The organism is Blautia sp. HCP3S3_H10_2 (assembly GCF_052122375.1).
In the GTDB taxonomy this organism is placed as follows: domain Bacteria; phylum Bacillota; class Clostridia; order Lachnospirales; family Lachnospiraceae; genus Blautia_A.
In genome coordinates this window covers 44,280-62,414 of record NZ_JBQKCL010000012.1, presented here as the reverse complement: position 1 = coordinate 62,414, position 18,135 = coordinate 44,280, and the positions used below count along the sequence as shown (strand labels likewise).

At 43.8% G+C, this 18,135-nt stretch carries 14 protein-coding genes and 2 pseudogenes; 2 read left to right on the top strand and 14 right to left on the bottom strand.

From position 1 onward, the window contains the following. Window positions 1–4: 4 nt before the first annotated feature. The 3 genes and pseudogenes from ACTQWB_RS13465 to ACTQWB_RS13455 all read right to left on the bottom strand — a co-directional run. Window positions 5–1,516, bottom strand: coding sequence for a sugar ABC transporter ATP-binding protein (locus ACTQWB_RS13465; protein ID WP_441502080.1), 1,512 nt, complete (start codon window positions 1,514–1,516; stop codon window positions 5–7). A gap of 20 nt (window positions 1,517–1,536) precedes the next feature. Then, entirely contained in the window at window positions 1,537–2,514 is a 978-nt protein-coding gene (locus ACTQWB_RS13460; protein ID WP_441502079.1) for an ABC transporter permease, read from the bottom strand. 262 nt (window positions 2,515–2,776) lie between these two features. After that, window positions 2,777–2,854, bottom strand: a pseudogene (locus ACTQWB_RS13455) (DUF6783 domain-containing protein); the annotation flags it as partial. Here ACTQWB_RS13455 and ACTQWB_RS13450 point away from each other — a divergent pair. Continuing rightward, entirely contained in the window at window positions 2,837–2,953 is a 117-nt protein-coding gene (locus ACTQWB_RS13450; RefSeq protein WP_441502125.1) for a hypothetical protein, read from the top strand. The pseudogene ACTQWB_RS13455 and the gene ACTQWB_RS13450 sit on opposite strands and share 18 nt — an antisense overlap. A 33-nt stretch (window positions 2,954–2,986) precedes the next feature. Here ACTQWB_RS13450 and ACTQWB_RS13445 read toward each other — a convergent pair. From ACTQWB_RS13445 to ACTQWB_RS13405, 9 genes and pseudogenes are all read right to left on the bottom strand, one after another. Further along, window positions 2,987–3,832 (bottom strand): annotated as a pseudogene (locus ACTQWB_RS13445) (substrate-binding domain-containing protein); the annotation flags it as partial. 10 nt (window positions 3,833–3,842) lie between these two features. Next, window positions 3,843–5,642 carry a sensor histidine kinase gene (locus tag ACTQWB_RS13440; protein ID WP_441502078.1) on the bottom strand — a complete coding sequence of 600 codons (1,800 nt, stop codon included), beginning with the start codon at window positions 5,640–5,642 and terminating at the stop codon, window positions 3,843–3,845. After that, complete coding sequence (locus ACTQWB_RS13435) at window positions 5,639–7,261, bottom strand: response regulator (RefSeq protein ID WP_441502077.1); 1,623 nt, start codon at window positions 7,259–7,261, stop codon at window positions 5,639–5,641. Before ACTQWB_RS13435 ends, ACTQWB_RS13440 begins: the two co-directional genes overlap by 4 nt. 344 nt (window positions 7,262–7,605) lie before the next feature. Further along, window positions 7,606–8,616, bottom strand: a complete 1,011-nt coding sequence (locus ACTQWB_RS13430; protein WP_441502076.1) for an aldo/keto reductase — start codon at window positions 8,614–8,616, stop codon at window positions 7,606–7,608. 139 nt (window positions 8,617–8,755) lie between these two features. Then, entirely contained in the window at window positions 8,756–9,688 is a 933-nt protein-coding gene (pfkB, locus tag ACTQWB_RS13425; protein ID WP_441502075.1) for a 1-phosphofructokinase, read from the bottom strand. A gap of 4 nt (window positions 9,689–9,692) precedes the next feature. After that, window positions 9,693–10,742, bottom strand: a complete 1,050-nt coding sequence (locus ACTQWB_RS13420) for a galactitol-1-phosphate 5-dehydrogenase (RefSeq protein ID WP_441502074.1) — start codon at window positions 10,740–10,742, stop codon at window positions 9,693–9,695. 15 nt (window positions 10,743–10,757) lie between these two features. After that, window positions 10,758–12,272 (bottom strand): xylulokinase, encoded by a 1,515-nt coding sequence (xylB, locus tag ACTQWB_RS13415; RefSeq protein ID WP_441502073.1) that lies wholly within the window; start codon window positions 12,270–12,272, stop codon window positions 10,758–10,760. Then, window positions 12,269–13,276 carry a LacI family DNA-binding transcriptional regulator gene (locus ACTQWB_RS13410; protein ID WP_441502072.1) on the bottom strand — a complete coding sequence of 336 codons (1,008 nt, stop codon included), beginning with the start codon at window positions 13,274–13,276 and terminating at the stop codon, window positions 12,269–12,271. Before ACTQWB_RS13410 ends, xylB begins: the two co-directional genes overlap by 4 nt. A gap of 11 nt (window positions 13,277–13,287) precedes the next feature. Next, on the bottom strand, window positions 13,288–14,136 hold the full coding sequence (locus tag ACTQWB_RS13405) for a class II fructose-bisphosphate aldolase (protein WP_441502071.1): 849 nt from the start codon (window positions 14,134–14,136) through the stop codon (window positions 13,288–13,290). A 214-nt stretch (window positions 14,137–14,350) separates the two neighbouring features. On the opposite strand from ACTQWB_RS13405, the gene ACTQWB_RS13400 reads away from it, so the two are divergent. Further along, window positions 14,351–14,794: an RbsD/FucU family protein gene (locus ACTQWB_RS13400; protein ID WP_226815114.1), complete on the top strand. Its 444-nt coding sequence runs from the start codon at window positions 14,351–14,353 to the stop codon at window positions 14,792–14,794. 72 nt (window positions 14,795–14,866) lie between these two features. Here the strand turns inward: ACTQWB_RS13400 and ACTQWB_RS13395 are convergent, their stop codons facing one another. Continuing rightward, window positions 14,867–15,985, bottom strand: a complete 1,119-nt coding sequence (locus ACTQWB_RS13395) for a hypothetical protein (protein WP_441502070.1) — start codon at window positions 15,983–15,985, stop codon at window positions 14,867–14,869. A gap of 282 nt (window positions 15,986–16,267) precedes the next feature. Beyond that, window positions 16,268–18,064: an L-fucose isomerase gene (locus ACTQWB_RS13390; protein WP_226817957.1), complete on the bottom strand. Its 1,797-nt coding sequence runs from the start codon at window positions 18,062–18,064 to the stop codon at window positions 16,268–16,270. Window positions 18,065–18,135 lie beyond the last annotated feature (71 nt).

The window sequence follows — 18,135 nt, the reverse complement described above, 5'->3', positions numbered from 1 at the left end:
CTCCTTAATCGATATTCCGTGTAGCCTTATCCATGATGTGTTCCTGTGTTGCTTCGGAAATATCAATATCTCCTGTCACTTTACCTTCGCACATGATGATGATACGGTCACTCATTCGGAGAATTTCTGTCATCTCAGAAGAAATCATGATGATTGATTTTCCTTCTGCTGCAAGTTTACTCATTAATTTGTAGATCTCATTCTTCGCACCAACGTCGATACCTCTTGTTGGCTCATCGAAGATCAGGATCTCACTGTCACGGGTAAGCCATTTTGCAATAACTACCTTCTGCTGGTTACCACCGGAAAGGTTTACTACCAGCTGGTCTGTGGAAGGAGTCTTGGTTGCAAGCTCTTTGACATACTTTTCAGTAATTTTTTTCTCTTTGGCTTTGTTGATGAACAAGCCGTTGCAATATTCTTCCATTGTAGCCAGTGTCGTATTCTCTGTTACAGATTTCTGAACAACAACACCATATCTTCTTCTGTCCTCTGACAGATAACCGATACCATATTTAACAGCATCCTGAGGGCTATTGATAGTTACTTCGTGAAGTTGTCCATCTTTACCCATAATGGAAATCTTACCACTCTGTTTCGGGTCTGCACCAAACAGTGCTCTGGCTGTCTCAGTACGTCCAGCACCCATAAGTCCGGAGAAACCAAGAATTTCACCTTTTCGCAATTCAAAACTTACATCCTGAACCATCTTACCAGCATTCAGATGTTCTACCTTAAGAACTACCGGTGCATCTGGTGCAACCATGCTGTGTTCCTTCGGATCCTCGTAAATAACACGACCAACCATCATGTTGATAATGTCTTCTTTTGTACTTTCTGCTGTGATCAGTGTACCTACATAACCACCATCTCGCATGACAGTTACACGATCTGTGATGACCTTAATCTCATCCATACGGTGTGAGATATATACAATACCAAGATTCTTCTTACGAAGGTCTTTGATGATTTCAAATAAATCCGCAATCTCCTTCTCAGTAAGAGCTGCTGACGGCTCATCAAAAATGATCACCTCAGCTTTGTGGGAAATAGCCTTTGCAATCTCACACATCTGCTGCTTACCAACAGTAAGATTACTCATTTTTTCTCTCGGATCGATCTCAATATTCAGATCCTGAAATAATTTCTTGGAATCTTCGATCATCTTCTTGTCGTCTACACGGATTCCCTTCTTCGGTTCACGTCCGATAAAGATGTTCTGTGCAACAGTCAGATCTCCGATCATATTTAATTCCTGATGTACGATTACCACTCCGGCATCCTGAGCTTCACGGGTATTGTGAAATTCTGTCTCTTTGCCTTTATATGTAATTGTTCCGGAATCCTTCTGGTAAATACCGGTAAGCACCTTCATCAGTGTGGACTTTCCGGCTCCGTTCTCTCCCATAAGTGCATGTACTTCACCGCGTTTCACTTCGAAATTAACATGATCCAGGGCATGAACTCCAGGAAAGGACTTATCAATATCCTTCATAGTTAAAATAACTTCACCCATTGTCGAATCCTCCCTTATGATCAGTTCTTTCTGCGTCTTGCAGAAACGTCAGCGTAAACTGCTACAATAACAATGATACCTGTAATAATCATCTGCTGTCCTTTACCAAGACCAAATGCCATGATTCCCTGCTGAAGAAGAGAGATGATAAATACACCGATTACAGTACCGCCGATGGAAGCAAGTCCACCAACCATGGATGTACCACCCATTACACAGCCTGCAATTGCTTCGTTGTTATACTGATCGCCATATCCTGGCTGAACGGTTGTATAAGTAGCTACAAAGAACAGCGCTCCAATTCCTACCAGAAATCCACAGATCACATATGCAAGCATTCTCCATTTTCTGGTATTGACACCGGAAAGACGAACTGCCTCGCTGTTAGATCCAAGACAAAGGATATAACGTCCTGGCTTTGTATTGTAAAGAACAATACCGCAAACCACTGCCATTGCCAGGAAGATCACAAGACCTACCGGGAATCCGTTATAAGAAGCAATGTTACGGAACCATCCATTTACAGGATCTGTACTCTGTGGCCAGCTGACTGACTGTGTCTTAGTAAATACAGATGCAATACCTTTTGCAATGTTCATGGATGCCATGGAAACAATGAACGATGGAACTGACATGTAAGAAACCAGCCATCCATTGAATACACCAAATGCAAGACCGATAAGTACGCACAGTACCATGGCAGCTGCACAAGGAACTCCATAAGAAGTCATGCAGTAACCGGAAACCAGTGCACAACAGAACATAACCGGTCCGATGGAGAAATCAATTCCTCCTGTAGCAATTACAAATGTTACTCCAAGTGACAAAAAGCCCAGGAAGTATACATAGTTCAAAGTAGATTTGATACTGTCGCCAACTGGGAATTTACTTCCGAGCACTACCTTAAAAACTACGAACATGAGAACCAGAATACAGACAAGCAGGATTCTGTTCAGGCCGAGCTTTTTCACAATTGGATTTTGTTTTAACTTTTCCAACTTTTCACCCTCCTTAATTTTTTATTACTGTCCAGGATTCCTAATAAATCAGTTTCTCACCTTGCCTTGGACAATAACTTTTGCACTCTCTGCGTTTTCTATATAATACCTTGAATCCTGCACAATTGTAATAGAATATTTTCCAGAAAAAGGTTAAATATTTACTGTATGGTCATAAATTTTTAACTATTTCTGGAAAATATGTACAAACACCTTATTTCACTCTATTAATCTTTACTTCACTATGTATTGCTCTTTGCTTTTATGTATTAGAATGTGTTTGAAAAATCATTCCTGCAAACTGCACGCCCCACTTTGCGGTATATTTCGCCTGAATTCGGTTGTCGTATCTCGTTTACTTCAATGTATTAAACGGAAAGATCAGTTTCTCAATCTCACTGGAATACATATTATCCGGAGTTACCAGCTGACAGCCTGAGTTTACATTTTCATCATATGGTTTTCCCCAGAGCATACGCACGGTCTCCGTTACTCCAAGATACCCCATTTTAAAGGCTTTCTGTACAACAATTCCCTTAAACACTCCTTTTTCCATAAGCTGTACCGCCTCCTGGGAACTGTCCACCCCTACTACCTGGATTTTTCCTTCCATATTGTGCTTCTGGACGGCACGTGCTGCACCAACAGAAGAATACTCATTCATACCTGCGATCATTTCCAGATCCGGATATTTTTCCATAAGCTCCTCTGTGAGCTGGGAAGCTTTGTCAAATTGTGAATTACAGTATACAACATCTACCACATTTTTATTATAATCACCAAGTCCTTCCCGAAAGCCCTGCTCTCTTTCGATTGCAGTAGACACTCCTTTGACATGGCTTACAATGGCGATCTTCGAATTCTCATTTAACAGAGTCCGTGCATATTCTCCCAGCTGCTTGCCAGCCTCCAGGTTATCTGTAGCAACAGTCATATCCTGAATGTTATTCTCTGTATAGGAATCTATAAAGGTAATCTTGATTCCATTTTCCTTCGCTTTCTGCAGAAGCTCATCTGAAGCGTCGAAGCTTGAAGGGGAAAATAAAATCGCATCCGGATTCTTCTCAATCGCTTCTGCCAGAAGTTCGTTCTGTACCGCTACATCCTGTTCCCGTTCCGGTGCCAGCACTTCCAGAGATGCCCCGCATTCCTGGGCAGCCATTCTCGTGCCGGATATCAAAGATGTCCAGAAATCATTAGTGCCATCTTCTGTTTTGGGGATATAGATCAGAGACCATTTTTTATTGTAATTTTTCTGGCGTACATGAAGAATTCCTGCTGAAACCAGACATACCGCCAGCGCTATACCAACCAGCATCAGCCATTGTTTACGCTTTTTCATGATGTTCCTCCTGCTCCATTGGAATTACGACTGTAACCGTGGTGCCCTTTCCCTTCTCGCTCTTATAGCAGAGGCCATAATCCTTTCCATAATACATTACAAGACGTCTCTGGACATTATATACTCCAACACCATTGGAACGATAATTGACCTTATGCTTCTCAAAAATACGCCCCAGAGTTTCTTCATCCATTCCAACACCATCATCGGCGATCTCAATCACTGCATTTCCATTTTTCTGGTATCCGGTTACAGTAAGCATTCCCTTTGACTCTTTATATTTTAAGCCATGATAAATTGCATTTTCCACAATCGGCTGAAGCACAAGCTTCACAATATGCACACTGTTTATGGACGGATCCACCTTAATCTCGAATTCCAGCTTGTCCTTATAGCGCATTTTCTGAATGGTTAGATAACTTTTTACATACTGGATTTCCTGTCCGATCAGCACAGTTTCGTCTTCATTGCTGATACTCTGGCGTAAAAGACGTGCCAAAGAAGCAGTCATCACTACCACATCCTCATACTTCTTCCCCTCTGCCATCCAGATAATGGAATCCAGTGTATTATAGAGAAAATGAGGATTGATCTGTGACTGAAGTGCTTTCAGTTCACTTTTACGCTTTAGTTCCTGCTCATGTACATTCTGTGCCATCAGATCTTCAATCTTGTGGGTCATTACATTAAATGACGTAGTAAGACTTCCAATCTCATTCTGGGAAGGAACAATCAGATCATCTGCTGCCTTAAAATCTCCCTCCTGCACTCTCTCCATAGAGTCCCGAAGCTTCTGGATCGGAAGGGTAATGCTGCGGGCAATAAAACTGGAAATAAGCATGGCGATCGCAACCAGCACAATCGCAGTCATCACATAGATGTTATTTGCTTCTTTACTGTTCTTAAGAAGCTCTGCCATATTCATACACCCTACAATGGTCCAGCCAGTGGTTTCTGAATGGGAAAGTGTATAAATTTTTTCATCATCGCCCTCTCCTGTAACCACCGTATCTGAATCTGCATTCAGGACAATGTCTATATTTTCGGTCTGTAACTCATTGTAAAGCTGCTGCTGGCTTGGATGATATACAATATTTCCATTCTGATCCAGAATAAACACATAGCCTTTATCACCTATGCTGTTCTGATCACACAATTCACTGATTGCGCTATAATTCAAGTCGATAAACACAACTCCGTCACTGTTTCCTGTTCCATAGAAATTATGAACCTCACGGCTTAACGTGATCACCCAGGGACGCTGTCCCTTTATCACATGCTGTACATGGGAAGAGCTCAGGCTGTACTGATTGTAATTATCCACTGCATTGGTGTACCATTCCTGGGTAGACAGATCCAGATCCGGATTAGTAGCCTGATAGCCACTATTTATCAGCATCACCCCGTCTTTCTGTACGATTCCGATATTGCAGATGTCATCACGGCCTTTCAGGATTGTGCTGAACTGTTCCAGAAGACGTTTCCTGTGTCCTTCCTTTGCGTTCTCATCCTCACTGTTCTTTTGATAGAGCAGCTGATAAGCATCCTGGCTTTTTGCAATAACAGAGGCTATGTTATCCATATATGTAATGTAAGAATCAATATTCTGATTCAGCTGTCTGATGATCGTCTGTGTATAGAGCACGGAATTTTCATAAATCGCTGAATTTGTGTACCTGACAGAAACCAGGGTGGAGGCAATAACTGCACAGAGAACCAGCGCAGAAATAGCCACAAAAATAGTGCTCTGGATACTCTTGAAACCTTTTAGGAATTTTCGTTTCATATGGATCTTTTTTCCTTTGCATATTCAGTGGGCGTTTTACCAGTCATTTTCTTAAATGAGATTCCAAAATAATGGGGATCCGAAAAGCCTACCATTTCCGCAATCTCATAATTCTTAAGCGCAGTCTGTTCCAGAAGTTCTTTGGCCTTTTCCATACGGATACGGCTTAGAAATTCCAGAAATGTGCCGCCTGTAGCTTCTTTAAAGATCGTGCTAAAATAGCTTGTACTGATATTCAGATAAGAACAGATGTCATTCAGGCCAAATTCCGGTTCTGCGTAATGTGCACGGATATATTCCATGGCAAGCAGTGCCTGTTTCTGTCCACTGGAACTATTCAGGGACGAGCAGCGTTCAAACACTTCATGCACATAATCCTCTGCCATTGCAAAGGCTTCTGTAAACGTCTTCTGTTCCGTTACTTTTCCCATAAGAAGTTCCCTTTTATGAAACAGATCCTCATCACCTGACGAAAGAGCCTCCCAACAGCTGCCGGCATGACGTAAGATCATCTGAAGGCAGACACATGCCTGGCTTTTATCCACTCTGGCTTTCTTAATCTCCTGTTTCATAAAATCCAGGGCCTGATCCACTGCAGCTCTGTTTCCATTTTTTATTCCATACACCATCTCACTTAGGGGCTGCTGCAGGGAAAGGCTTCTCTCCTCTCCCGGATTTTCCGTATCTATAAGCAGATTTCCTCCCAGCAGATAGCGAAGCTCTATGGCTTTCTCGGCCTGATTATGGGATTTCACTGTCTCTCCCGGATTTCTTACCCATCCTCCGATTCCGGCAGAAACTTCTATTCCGATTACTTCTTTTACTTTGCTTTGAATCTCTTTACAAATCTCCTGTATTTCCTGGGTAAATTCCCGGCTTCTATCTCCCATAAAAAGAATGCAGACCCGGTTGTTCCCCTCCTGATAAGCGATTCCAGCATTTCTTCCGGTAACGATCTCATCAGCCACATTGAACAGCACAAATGCCATTAAGGCGCTCTCTTGTCTCTTCTCCATGTCAATCTGATGAATATCTGAAAAAAGATCCATATCAAATACTGCCACCCGGTAAGACGCTGCATCTAATGTGATTCCCATCTCTTCCAGTTCTAAAAGGCTCTCTCCCACATCTCTTGTACAGCTGACCAATGCTTCTATCGCCTTTGAACGGATTACAAGAGCATTCTTATGGTAATCCTGGGATGTTTTCGTTAAAGATTCCATTTTTTTCTTTTCCTGGCGCTGCTGGTCTACTTTTTCTTTCATTTTTTCTATAACTTCCCTAAGTTCCATTGCAGTCACCGGTTTCAGCATATATTCACTTACATTATATTGGATTGCCTTCTTGGCGTATTCAAATTCCCCGAAGCCGCTGAAAATTACAATTACAATCTCCGGATAATTGTCATGAAGAAAATGGCTCAGTTCCATTCCATCCATATAAGGCATAAGAATGTCCGTAAGAACAATATCAACCGGATGCGTTTTCACAAAATCTGCTGCCTGCTTTCCATTCTCGCAATCTCCCACAAGCTCACAGTCCATGGACTTCCAGTCAATATTCTCCTTAATCGCATCACGCACCAGGATTTCGTCATCCACAAGTAAAATTCGATACATAGTCTTCGCTTTCCCTTTCTGTATATATCATGTATCCTATCGGCATCCCCCAGTACCGGTTTACACATGTTTTCTATCATTTTTGTTCAAACCTTATCTTACCACAGACCATATAGCTATGCAAACCAAACAATTTTTCCACCTGCAATGATTTTTCAGAGACATATCTGTTCATAGTCTTCTTTTAAAATGCTTCACTTTTCGTCAATATGCCTCGCCCGTCAAATAGCATTTGAACCAGTTACAAAAAAGCTGCAAAGTTATATCTACTTATAATCTCTGCAGCTTTTTACGCAATTATCTTTTCTCTTATGTAAATACTTATTTCTGAAACAGCACAGCTACTATTTCACGATCACGCCATCTTCATCCCAAAGATCGTGCCAGTCCTTGGCACCTTCCCACAGGAACACATGACCTTTGATCAGACGATTATTCTTATCCAGAGATTTTATCTTCTCCATCTCTTCCTCTGTCAGCGGATCTTCTGTAACGCATTTCAGATTCATGGTATAATTCTTCTCTTTCAAAGAGAATGGAATCGGGGAAACACCTCTCTGTACAGCCCATTTAATGCAGATGACAGCTGGATGAACCCCATGTGCTTCTGCAATTGCTTTCATCTCTGGTAATTCGATATCCGCAATATCCTCTGGCATTTTGTCACGTTCTGGACGTTCCGGGGAACCGATCGGGCAGAAACCAACTACTTCAATACCATGGTTTCTGCAATACTCAAACAGCTCTGGTTGCTGGAAGCATGGATGAAGCTCCATCTCGATTGCTGCTGGTTTGATTCTGCAAAGTGGAAGTACTGCTTCCAGTTTCGGAATCGTCATATTGGACATACCAATATGTTTGGTCAGTCCCATATCTACAAGACGTTCCATCTGACGCCAGGTTTTCATGAAACGCTCTACTGTGAATGGTTTTGAATCAGGATTTCTGGAATCCACATCGCAATGTGGTGCATGATAGTTCGGGAATGGCCAGTGAACATAATACATATCCAGATAATCAAGCTTCAGATCTTTCAGTGTTTTCGCGCAGGCAAGAAGTACATCTCCATCCCCATGCATATCATTCCATACTTTAGATGCAATAAAAAGATCTTCTCTTTTTACAACGCCCTCTGCAAATGCGTCTGCAAAAACCTGTCCGATCATATCTTCGTTTCCATAACATGCTGCGCAGTCAAAAGACCGGTATCCTACACGGATTGCACCTGCTACTGCAGCAGAAACTGCATCTGCATCTGCGTGGTCACTTCCGAATGTTCCCATTCCTACAGCCGGCATTTTAGCACCAGTATAAAGAACCCGCTGTGGAACAATTGCTGGATCAATCATTGTCATTTTCTTATCCTCCTTAACATTTCGCACGTACTTCCGTGCTTATCTTATAGTTTTCCACCCTGGTTTGGAATCACATTTTCATGATTCACATTTTATTTTCTATATCTCTTTGCTATAAATTAACACTTCATTCCCGCTTTTATTGAAGCTTCGTAATTTCAATCTGTGGAAGCAATTTTTCCATATCTTCCTTCACAAAGAAGCCAGTCTCTTCACGCATTGCTGCTGCCGCTGAAATGGCACTCGCCAGTTTCAAGGTTTCCGGAAGGGTAAGTTCCTTTGACAGACCAAGGGCAAATCCTGCAATCATGGAATCACCGCAGCCAACTGTATTTACTGCATCTATTTTCGGGACACGTGCACGGAAAATACCCTCATCTCCCACAACAAGAGAACCATCAGAGCCGAGGGAAACTGCCACGATTTTTACACCTTTTGCATGGATTTCCCTTGCAGCATTTATGATATCCTGAATGTCATCACAGTTCTTGCCTGTAAGCATACGGATCTCATCAATATTCGGCTTGATCATGGTCGGTGCTGCTTCTATTCCCATTTCCAGCAGCTTGCCACTGGTATCCAGAATAACCGGGATTCCTGCATCTTTCACAATTTTTACAAGACGCTGATAGGCAGTTCCATCAAGACCTTTTGGAACACTTCCTGACATAGCTACCACCTTAGCTTCTTTTACAAGGGTACGGAATTTCTCCTCAAAGCCTGCAAAATCCGATTCTGTAAGTGTAAATCCTGGCTCCAGAAATTCTGTCTGCACCTGATTCACTTCATCCCAGATATTAATACAGGATCTGCTTTCTGCAGCTACATGATAAAATGCACTTTTGATTCCAAAAGGCTTCAAGGCATCTTCAATATAAGCACCTGCATGACCTCCTACAAATCCAGTTGCAACCACCTTGGCTCCATAAATAGAAGCAGGCTTGGAAACATTCAGCCCCTTTCCACCTGGTACATAAGTACATTCTTTTACACGGTTTACCTCTCCGGTCTTAAAATTATCTACCACGTATCTTTTATCAATTGCTGCATTTAGCGTAACTGTCAGTATCATATCCTCAATCCTCATTCATTAGCAGAATCTTACCTTTTACAAGACCAGGAGTCTTATAAAGCTGGAATGCCTCCTGCGCCTGGCTCATTGGCATCTTGCGGTAAATAAAGCCAGGATCAAATTTCAGCTGGCCCGTTGCAAAATAATGTGCTGTAAGATCCCATTCTTTACCTGGGAATGGAGAGCTATAGGACATCCAGGAACCTGTAAGCTTAAACTCTTTACGGTTCATATTTTCCCACTGCTTCGGTGTAAAAGTAAGGTCCGCATGAGGAGTTCCAATGAAGCATACATGTGCTTTATTGGCAGCAATCTCAAATGCCATATGCATGGTAGGAACCTGACCAGCTGTCTCAAATACATATCCATAGCCCTTACCATCAGTAATTGCCATAGCTTCTTCCATATAGTTCTCTTTTGTTGTATTGATAACCGCATCAGCACCCATTCGCATCGCAAGATCCAGACGCTCATCGCTGATGTCAAATACTACGACTTTCTTGGAACCAAAAATCTTCGCCCACTGCATGGTGAAAATACCAATTGTTCCACATCCCAGAATTGCCACACACTGACCACCCTGGTAATCATTCTGAAGAAGGCCATGCAAAGCAACCGTAGATGGCTCGAACATAGCACCCTGTTCATACGAAATTGACGGATCGAACGGAATGGCATTCTGCTCCGGGATCACTACATAATCAGCATTACTTCCCTGCTGTCTGGAACCAATGAAGCTATAATGTTTACATAAAGAGAAATTTCCATTCTGGCAATCATCGCACTTCATACATGGGAGAAGCGGAGCTCCGGATACACGGTCACCCACTTTTACCTTGGTAACTCCTTCTCCAACTTCCACTACATCCCCTGAGAATTCATGTCCCAGAACGATCGGATAAAAATGGACACCATGATTTAACACTCTGGGAACGTCCGAACCGCAAATACCAGAAGCCTTTACTTTAATCTTTACCCAGCCTGGCTTTGCCTGTGGCTCTTCAACTTCCTGATACTGTACATCCTCATTTGCAACTACAACTGCTGCTTTCATCTTAATAATACCTCCTTACTGCCGCACCATCATATCCTTGAGAGACTCATATAATGCTCTGTATGTACGGTATGTCTTATCATAAATTTCTTTATTTGAAGGATTGGGCTCATGGCGTCTTGTCTCCTTGACTGTCATAGAAACCGCTTCCTCATAATCTTTGTAGAATCCAACACCAACACCTGCCAGTATCGCTGCTCCTAATGTAGTCGCAGTATCCGAAGCAGGAACCACAACTGTCTTACCTGTCACATCTGCCTTGATCTGTGTCCAGAGAAGAGAATTTGCTGATCCACCCATAGCACGAAGTACCTCAGCCCTGGCACCTGCTGCCTCTGCAACTTCAAGATTATGGCGCAGAGAAAACGCAACGCCCTCCATACACGCTCTCACCATATGCCCCTTTGTCTTGGCAAAATCAAGGCCATAAAAAACACCTTTTGCGTATGGATTCCAGATAGGAGAACGCTCACCGGACATATACGGAAGAAATACAACACCATCACTTCCAGCAGGCACTTCATCGGCAATCTCATTTAACTGATCCAAGGAAGATTTTCCCGTTTCTTCCTTACGGCTTCTCTCATAATCTGCGAACTCCCGCTCGAACCAGCGCATAACTCCGCCGCCTCCGGTAGTTCCCCCCTGAAGAAGCCACTGTCCAGGCACCACATGAAATCCCAGAATCAGACTTGGATCTGCCTTATAGGTATCTGTACAGATACTCATACCACCAGCCTGTCCTCCCTGCTCCTGTGTCTCACTTGGATGGATCACTCCAGCGCCAAGTGTGCCACACGCAGCATCCAGCCCTCCTGCCACTACCGGAGTTCCTTCTGCCAGGCCACTCTGTGCTGCTGCCTTTTTCGTCACAGTCCCAACCACTTGATCACATGGAACGATCTGCGGTAAAAAATCAACTGGAATTCCAAGCTTCTCACACATCTGCTCATCCCAGGTACCTGTGCGCATGTCAAAACAATGCAAACCGTATCCCTGTGACAGATCCTGTGTGATTGCGCCAGTCAGCCTGTAAGCAATAAAGCTGTTAGACTGAAGGATCTTATAAATCTGATTATATATTTCAGGCATATTTTCCTTATACCACAGGATCTTCGCCGTCGTATAAGAAGGCTGAAGAGAATTCCCGGCAACCTGGAAAATGTTCTCCCTGCCAATTTCATTATTGAGTCTGTCACAGATTTCCTGCGCTCTTGTATCCATCCAGATAGGTGTATCTGTCAGGACATTTCCCTCACGGTCAATGGCAATGGCAGACCAGCTCTGTCCATCAATTCCCACACCTGCGATCTGCCCGTTTGAAATCTTTCCCTTCTTCAGGCATTCTTTAATAGCCGCACATACTGCATCCCACCACTCATCTGGTTTCTGCTGTGCCCATCCCTCATGCGGGTAATAAACAGGATAGTCTCCATTTGCGGAAGCCATCACCTGTCCATTTTTATCAAATATAGCAACCTTGCAGGCACTGGTTCCAATATCAATTCCTAATAAATAGTCTTTACTCATCCTTGTCTCCGTATGGATTTCCCCATAAAAATATCAGTCTGAAGTTTCCGTACAATATGTTCTGGAAGATTTTCTCTTCCTTCAAGTCGTTCCAGCATGATCTGGGCAGTTTCCCTGGCGATTTTCTCCGTAGGCTGGGAAACAATCGTAAGAGAAGGTCTGCATGCACGTGCAAAAGGCAGATTATCAAATCCCACCAGTGATATCTCCTCTGGCATGGACACTCCCATCTCATTAAGCCCGATCACAGCTCCCATCGTCATCTCGTAATTAGTCACAAAGACAGCTGTCATATCTGGATTCTCCTTCACCAGCTCTTCCACAGCCTGAACGCCTCCCTGAATGGTGTAATCCCCATGACAGATCAGCTTCTCGTCCACTTCGATTCCATGTGCCTTGAGCGCTTTCATATAGCCTAGCATACGCTGTCTGGCTGTAAACACTTCATCAGGGCCTCCAATCAGCCCGATTTTATGATGCTCCTGCTCTACCAGCATAGTGACTGCCTTTCTGGCAGCATCCTCATTGTCAACCAGTACACAATCACAGGAAATATCCTGGATCATTCGGTCAATGAGCACAATGGGTTTACCTGTCCTCTGGAATTCTCTCAGATGGGCTCCAGTCATATCTACCGGCATATTGATAATTCCATCTACCCTCTTCCTTGTGAGGAAATCCACAGCTTCCTTCTCAAGCTTCTTATCCGTTCTACAGTCACAGACAATCGCTGCATATCCATGGCTGCGCAGGATGTCCTCCATCCCACTGATAATCTCAGCACAAAATACATTGTTCAGCTCCGGGATTACCACGCCTACCGTTTTCGTAGCATTTGTCTTCAATCCACGGGCAACTTCATTTACTTCGTAGTGTAATTCTTCGATGGCTTCTTCGATTTTAATGCGGTTCTTCTCTCTTACATTACCCCCGTTAAAATAAGAGGAAATCGTTGCCAGACCAAGCCCTGTCCGTCTGGCAATATCTTTCATCGTCGCTGCCATAAAACCGCCTCTTATCTGGCCTTTCCGTCACAGCCACAAACCTTCATGCGGGCCATTACCAGTTCCTTCACAGCCGCAATTCCTGCCTTGCCGTATGCCTTAGGGTCAAATACCTTCTCATCCTCCAATGTCTCTCTGACAGCTTTGGAATATGCTGCACGAAGCTCTGTAGCAAAGTTAACCTTGCAGATTCCTCTCTTTACGCAATCCATAACATCCTCGTCGCTAAGTCCGGAAGCACCATGAAGAACAAGTGGAATATCTACAACTGCACGGATCTCACTCAGACGCTCTTTATCCAGTACCGGAGTGCCTACATAAAAACCATGTGCAGTACCGATTGCAACAGCAAGGGATGTAACTCCTGTACGCTCAACAAACTCCCTGGCTTCCTGCGTGTCTGTATTCGTATCTGCAACAGCAACCAGATCGTCCTCTTTACCTCCCACCTTGCCAAGCTCTGCCTCACATGGAATTCCCATGGAAGCTGCTACATCAGCCACTTTCTTGCTCACCTCAATATTACCTTCATAGTCCAGCTTGGATCCATCGATCATAACAGAAGTGTAACCAGCTTTCAGAGCCTTCATGGCAAGATCAAAGCTGCTGCCATGGTCAAGATGCAGACAAACAGGTACAGAAGCCTTTGCTGCCTCTGCTGCAACAATCGCCTGGTAAGTCTCCAGAGTACCATATTTGATCGTGGATGGAGTCGTCTGGATCATAACAGGTGCTTTCAGCTCCTCAGCGGCCTGAATGATTGCCTTCACCATCTCCATATTCTCTGCATTAAATGCACCGACTGCATAACCACCCTGCTGGGCTTTCAATAACATTTCCTTAGATGTAACAAGTGGCATATTCTCCTCCTTCTGCCTGTAAATACAGACTGTGACTCTTCTGTTTTTCAGAAACCGAAACGTTTCTGTTTGAGTTCATATTACCTCTTTTGCCTATTTCTGTCAACAGTAAATATTTCATCTTTTTGCGTAAAATTTTACCTTGAAAAATTCTTCAGATAAAGGTACCTTATAGAGTAGAATACTTTCAAAATTACGAAGGGAGAATCATATTATGTTAAAAGGAATTCCGGAAATACTTTCACCACAGCTTTTAAAAGTTTTATGCGAGATGGGTCACAGTGACCGTATTGTCATTGCAGATGGGAACTTCCCTGTAGAATCCATGGGAAAAAATGCAGTTGTTGTACGTTGCGATGGACATGGTGTTCCTGAGCTTCTGGATGCAATTCTTACCGTTATCCCGCTTGACTCTTATGTTGAGAAACCAGTTACCTTAATGGAAGTTATGCCAGGTGATCCGGTTAAAACTCCGATCTGGGATACCTATAAAGAAATTGTTTCCAAACATGACGAGCGTGGCGCCGAGGCCGTGGGAAATATCGAGCGTTTCGCATTCTACGAAGAGGCTAAAAAGGCATACTGCATCATCGCAACTGGTGAAAAAGCAGTTTATGCAAACGTTATGCTTCAAAAAGGTGTTGTTATCAACAAATAAAACTTTATCTCCTATGAAAAAAGCTCCGCCAGAATTTCCGGCAGAGCTTTTCATTTATTCTATTCTGTTTTATTATTCGCTTTTTTTGCTATTTCTCTTAAGAAGCCAGATTACAATTGCGATTCCAATAATGATCACCACGATCAGGATCCAGATTGCAGAGCTCATTCCATTTGATGTGCTCTCTACCTTCTCACTGGAAGCTTCTTCTCCTGCACTTTCAGAAGGTGCTGCTGTAGCTGTAGGCGCTTCTGTAGGAGCTATTGTTTCAGTTGGCTCCGGAGTTGGTGTACTGGTACTGGTTGGTTCCGGAGTCGGCGTACTGGTGCTGGTCGGCTCTGGGGTCGGCGTACTGGTACTGGTTGGTTCCGGAGTCGGGGTACTTGTACTGGTCGGTTCAGGGGTCGGGGTATTGGTACTGGTCGGTGCCGGAGTCGGCGTACTGGTTACAGTTGCCTCTTCTGGCTTGGCCTCTTCCTTTTGTACAGAAGCACTGCCAGTCTCTGCTGTATCCTCAGCACTGCCCTCTGCGACTCTGGAATCACCTGCGGACTCCTCTTCTGCTTCTGTCTCCGGAATCAATTCTACAGATTTCTCTTCTGTGTTCGTCGCCTGGGCGATATTCACCCAGCCAGAAACATCCCCTGCTTCTGTCTTTCCCCATACGCCATCTTTACCTGTATCCACTTCTGTATCAATATGAAGCTTCTCACCATTGGCAATATTGCAGCCGCCGGAAACTGTACCATATTTCTTTCCAGGACCTTTGTAAAGAGAAACGGAGCCATCTTCTTTGGCATTTACTGTAATGTCATAATTCACATCCGTGCTTCCATACAAGGCCAGCTCTGACGCGATTGCCTCTGCAAGAGTGGCAGGCTTCAGGTAGTCCTCCTGTAAAAAGCCAAATACACTGTGAAGCTGCGCATAAATCCATGTCTTGCCAGCCTCATCCGCGCTCTCACCTTCTACATGAATCGCTGTCCCATTGGGAATAAGCTCATCATTCAGCTTCGGGCTGTCAGCACTTGCCTCTGAATACATGTCTACGCCACCGTCTGGTGACTCAACGATCATATAATAATCGGTCTTATAATCTACCTGCTGTGTCTTTCCTGCATCTGCAAAAACTGTAGCAGACATGCAGAAAGTAAGAACCGCAGCCAGCAGTATTCCCAGCTTTTTCTTCATATATATCCCCTTTTCCCTGTTATATACTTTTTTATGTCATTTTTCATTGTACCACACAACAGGAAAGTTGCAACCATTTTTCTTACATTATTTTCCTTTTTTGTATCTATATCGCAGTCCACCCATTTTACAACAATCTACTTCGTAATACACAGGAAAAATTACAGAAATGTTTTGTGGATACACTTCAGACAATAAAGGAGCAGGACCTGAAATCCTGCTCCCTCGCACCCTTCTTTCACGAATCTTAAGAAATCGAAAGAAGAAAATTATACAATCTGCTTATTTGTAAAGAGGTCCATAGTTCTTGCAAGCCCTGAAGTCTGCACCTTCTTTATCCATTCCGAATGCATTCCATGCTGCCGGACGGAAGATATCCGTTTCCGGTACATTGTGCATGCAAACCGGGATTCTCAGCATAGAGCACATTGTGATCAGATCTGCTCCAATGTGTCCATAGGAGATTGCACCGTGGTTAGCGCCCCAGTTGTTCATAACATCATATGCACTCTTAAATGCGCCATCTTTGCCATCGCATCTCGGTACGAACCATGTACATGGCCATGTATAGTCAGTACGTTTCCAAAGTGTATCAGATACATCCTCTGGAAGCTCTACAGTCCAGCCCTCTGCGATCTGAAGAACCGGTCCAAGACCTTTTACAAGGTTCAGACGGATCATGGTTGCCGGCATAGTAGCTCTTGTCTCAAATCTGGAGGAGAATCCGCCGCCACGGAAGTATCCGTTATCAGCTGCATTCCAGGTAGTAGCTTTCATGATGGCTTTCTGGTCTTCCTCTGTTACATTCCACCATTCCTTCATAACGCCTTCGCCGTTCTCATCCTTTACAACACCGGAAGCGTCAAGGCAGCATGCGCCAGAGTTGATCAGATGGATGATACCATCGTTTTCTTTTGCAACACCCTCAAGATCATATCCTGTAACACGTTTTACAGCATTTGCACTCCAGTATGTACGAACATCTGCGAACATCTGGGCACGTCCTGTAAGAAGTTTCATAAACAGCATTCCAAGACCGTTGAGAACGTCGTTCTCTGTAGCAAGGATATATGGCTCTCTTGCTCCGTTCCAGTCAAAGGAAGTATTCAGCATAGCCTCTGCGAAGTCACCGTTCGGATAGAAGTCTGTCCACTGTCTCTGTCCCTGGAAACCAGCAGCGATTGCGTTATGTCCGATTGCCTCCTCAGAGAATTTCGGATCAAGCTTATCACATCCATTCATAAGCTCCTGGATGATAACTGCCATCTTAACAACAAACTCGAACTGCTCTTCTTTCTGCTCTTCTGACATCTGAAGTTCTGGCGGGTTCTTGTCGAAACCGATGGTGCAGTTCTCTTTTGCCCATTTCATAGCTCTGTCAAATTCTTCGTGATCATAGATGCCTTCTGTCATACGACGGATGATCTCAACCTCGTCAACAGACTCAACACGCATGCCAAGATAGGACTCGATGAAATCAGGGTCAATGATAGATCCGCCGATACCCATTGTAACGGAACCGATCTGCAGCCAGGATTTGTTTCTCATAGTTGCAACTGCAACTGCTGCACGGCCGAATCTTAACATTTTTTCTTTTACGTCTTCTGGCATTTCTGTGTCGTCAGCATCCAGAACCTCATGTCCATAGATACCGAAAGCCGGAAGGCCTTTCTGTGCATGTGTAGCAAGAACGGAAGCAAGGTAAACAGCTCCTGGTCTCTCAGTCGCATTAAATCCCCATACAGCCTTGATGGTCTGTGGATCCATATCCATTGTCTCTGCACCGTAGCACCAGCAAGGTGTAACAGTTACGGTAATATCAACGCCTTCATGTCTGAACTTGTCTGCGCAGGCAGCAGCCTCACCAACACGTCCGATCGTTGTGTCAGCTATTACAACTTTTACAGGCTCACCGTTGGAATATCTTAAGTTTGCCTCATATAATTCCTTAACGGATTTCGCCATGTTCATGGTCTGCTCTTCCAGAGATCCTCTTACATCAAGAGCTCCTCTACGTCCATCGATTGTTGGTCTGATACCGATTACAGGGTAGCTTCCGATTAATCTGCTCTTTGCCATAGTAGTTTCATACCTCCTGTTATAAATAATTTAAATTGTTCTTTCATTTCGTTCTCAGGCGCTGTGCCTGG

Bases quoted from the DNA above. Each gene is read 5' to 3' on its own strand.
- ACTQWB_RS13390 (WP_226817957.1), bottom strand. From the start codon at position 18,064: ATGGCAAAGAGCAGATTAATCGGAAGCTACCCTGTAATCGGTATCAGA.
- ACTQWB_RS13435 (WP_441502077.1), bottom strand. From the start codon at position 7,261: ATGTATCGAATTTTACTTGTGGATGACGAAATCCTGGTGCGTGATGCG.
- ACTQWB_RS13405 (WP_441502071.1), bottom strand. From the start codon at position 14,136: ATGCCACTTGTTACATCTAAGGAAATGTTATTGAAAGCCCAGCAGGGT.
- ACTQWB_RS13395 (WP_441502070.1), bottom strand. From the start codon at position 15,985: ATGAAGAAAAAGCTGGGAATACTGCTGGCTGCGGTTCTTACTTTCTGC.
- ACTQWB_RS13465 (WP_441502080.1), bottom strand. From the start codon at position 1,516: ATGGGTGAAGTTATTTTAACTATGAAGGATATTGATAAGTCCTTTCCT.
- ACTQWB_RS13410 (WP_441502072.1), bottom strand. From the start codon at position 13,276: ATGGCAGCGACGATGAAAGATATTGCCAGACGGACAGGGCTTGGTCTG.
- pfkB (WP_441502075.1), bottom strand. From the start codon at position 9,688: ATGATACTGACAGTTACGCTAAATGCAGCAATTGATAAAAGATACGTG.
- xylB (WP_441502073.1), bottom strand. From the start codon at position 12,272: ATGAGTAAAGACTATTTATTAGGAATTGATATTGGAACCAGTGCCTGC.
- ACTQWB_RS13430 (WP_441502076.1), bottom strand. From the start codon at position 8,616: ATGACAATGATTGATCCAGCAATTGTTCCACAGCGGGTTCTTTATACT.
- ACTQWB_RS13440 (WP_441502078.1), bottom strand. From the start codon at position 5,642: ATGAAACGAAAATTCCTAAAAGGTTTCAAGAGTATCCAGAGCACTATT.
- ACTQWB_RS13420 (WP_441502074.1), bottom strand. From the start codon at position 10,742: ATGAAAGCAGCAGTTGTAGTTGCAAATGAGGATGTACAGTATCAGGAA.
- ACTQWB_RS13400 (WP_226815114.1), top strand. From the start codon at position 14,351: ATGTTAAAAGGAATTCCGGAAATACTTTCACCACAGCTTTTAAAAGTT.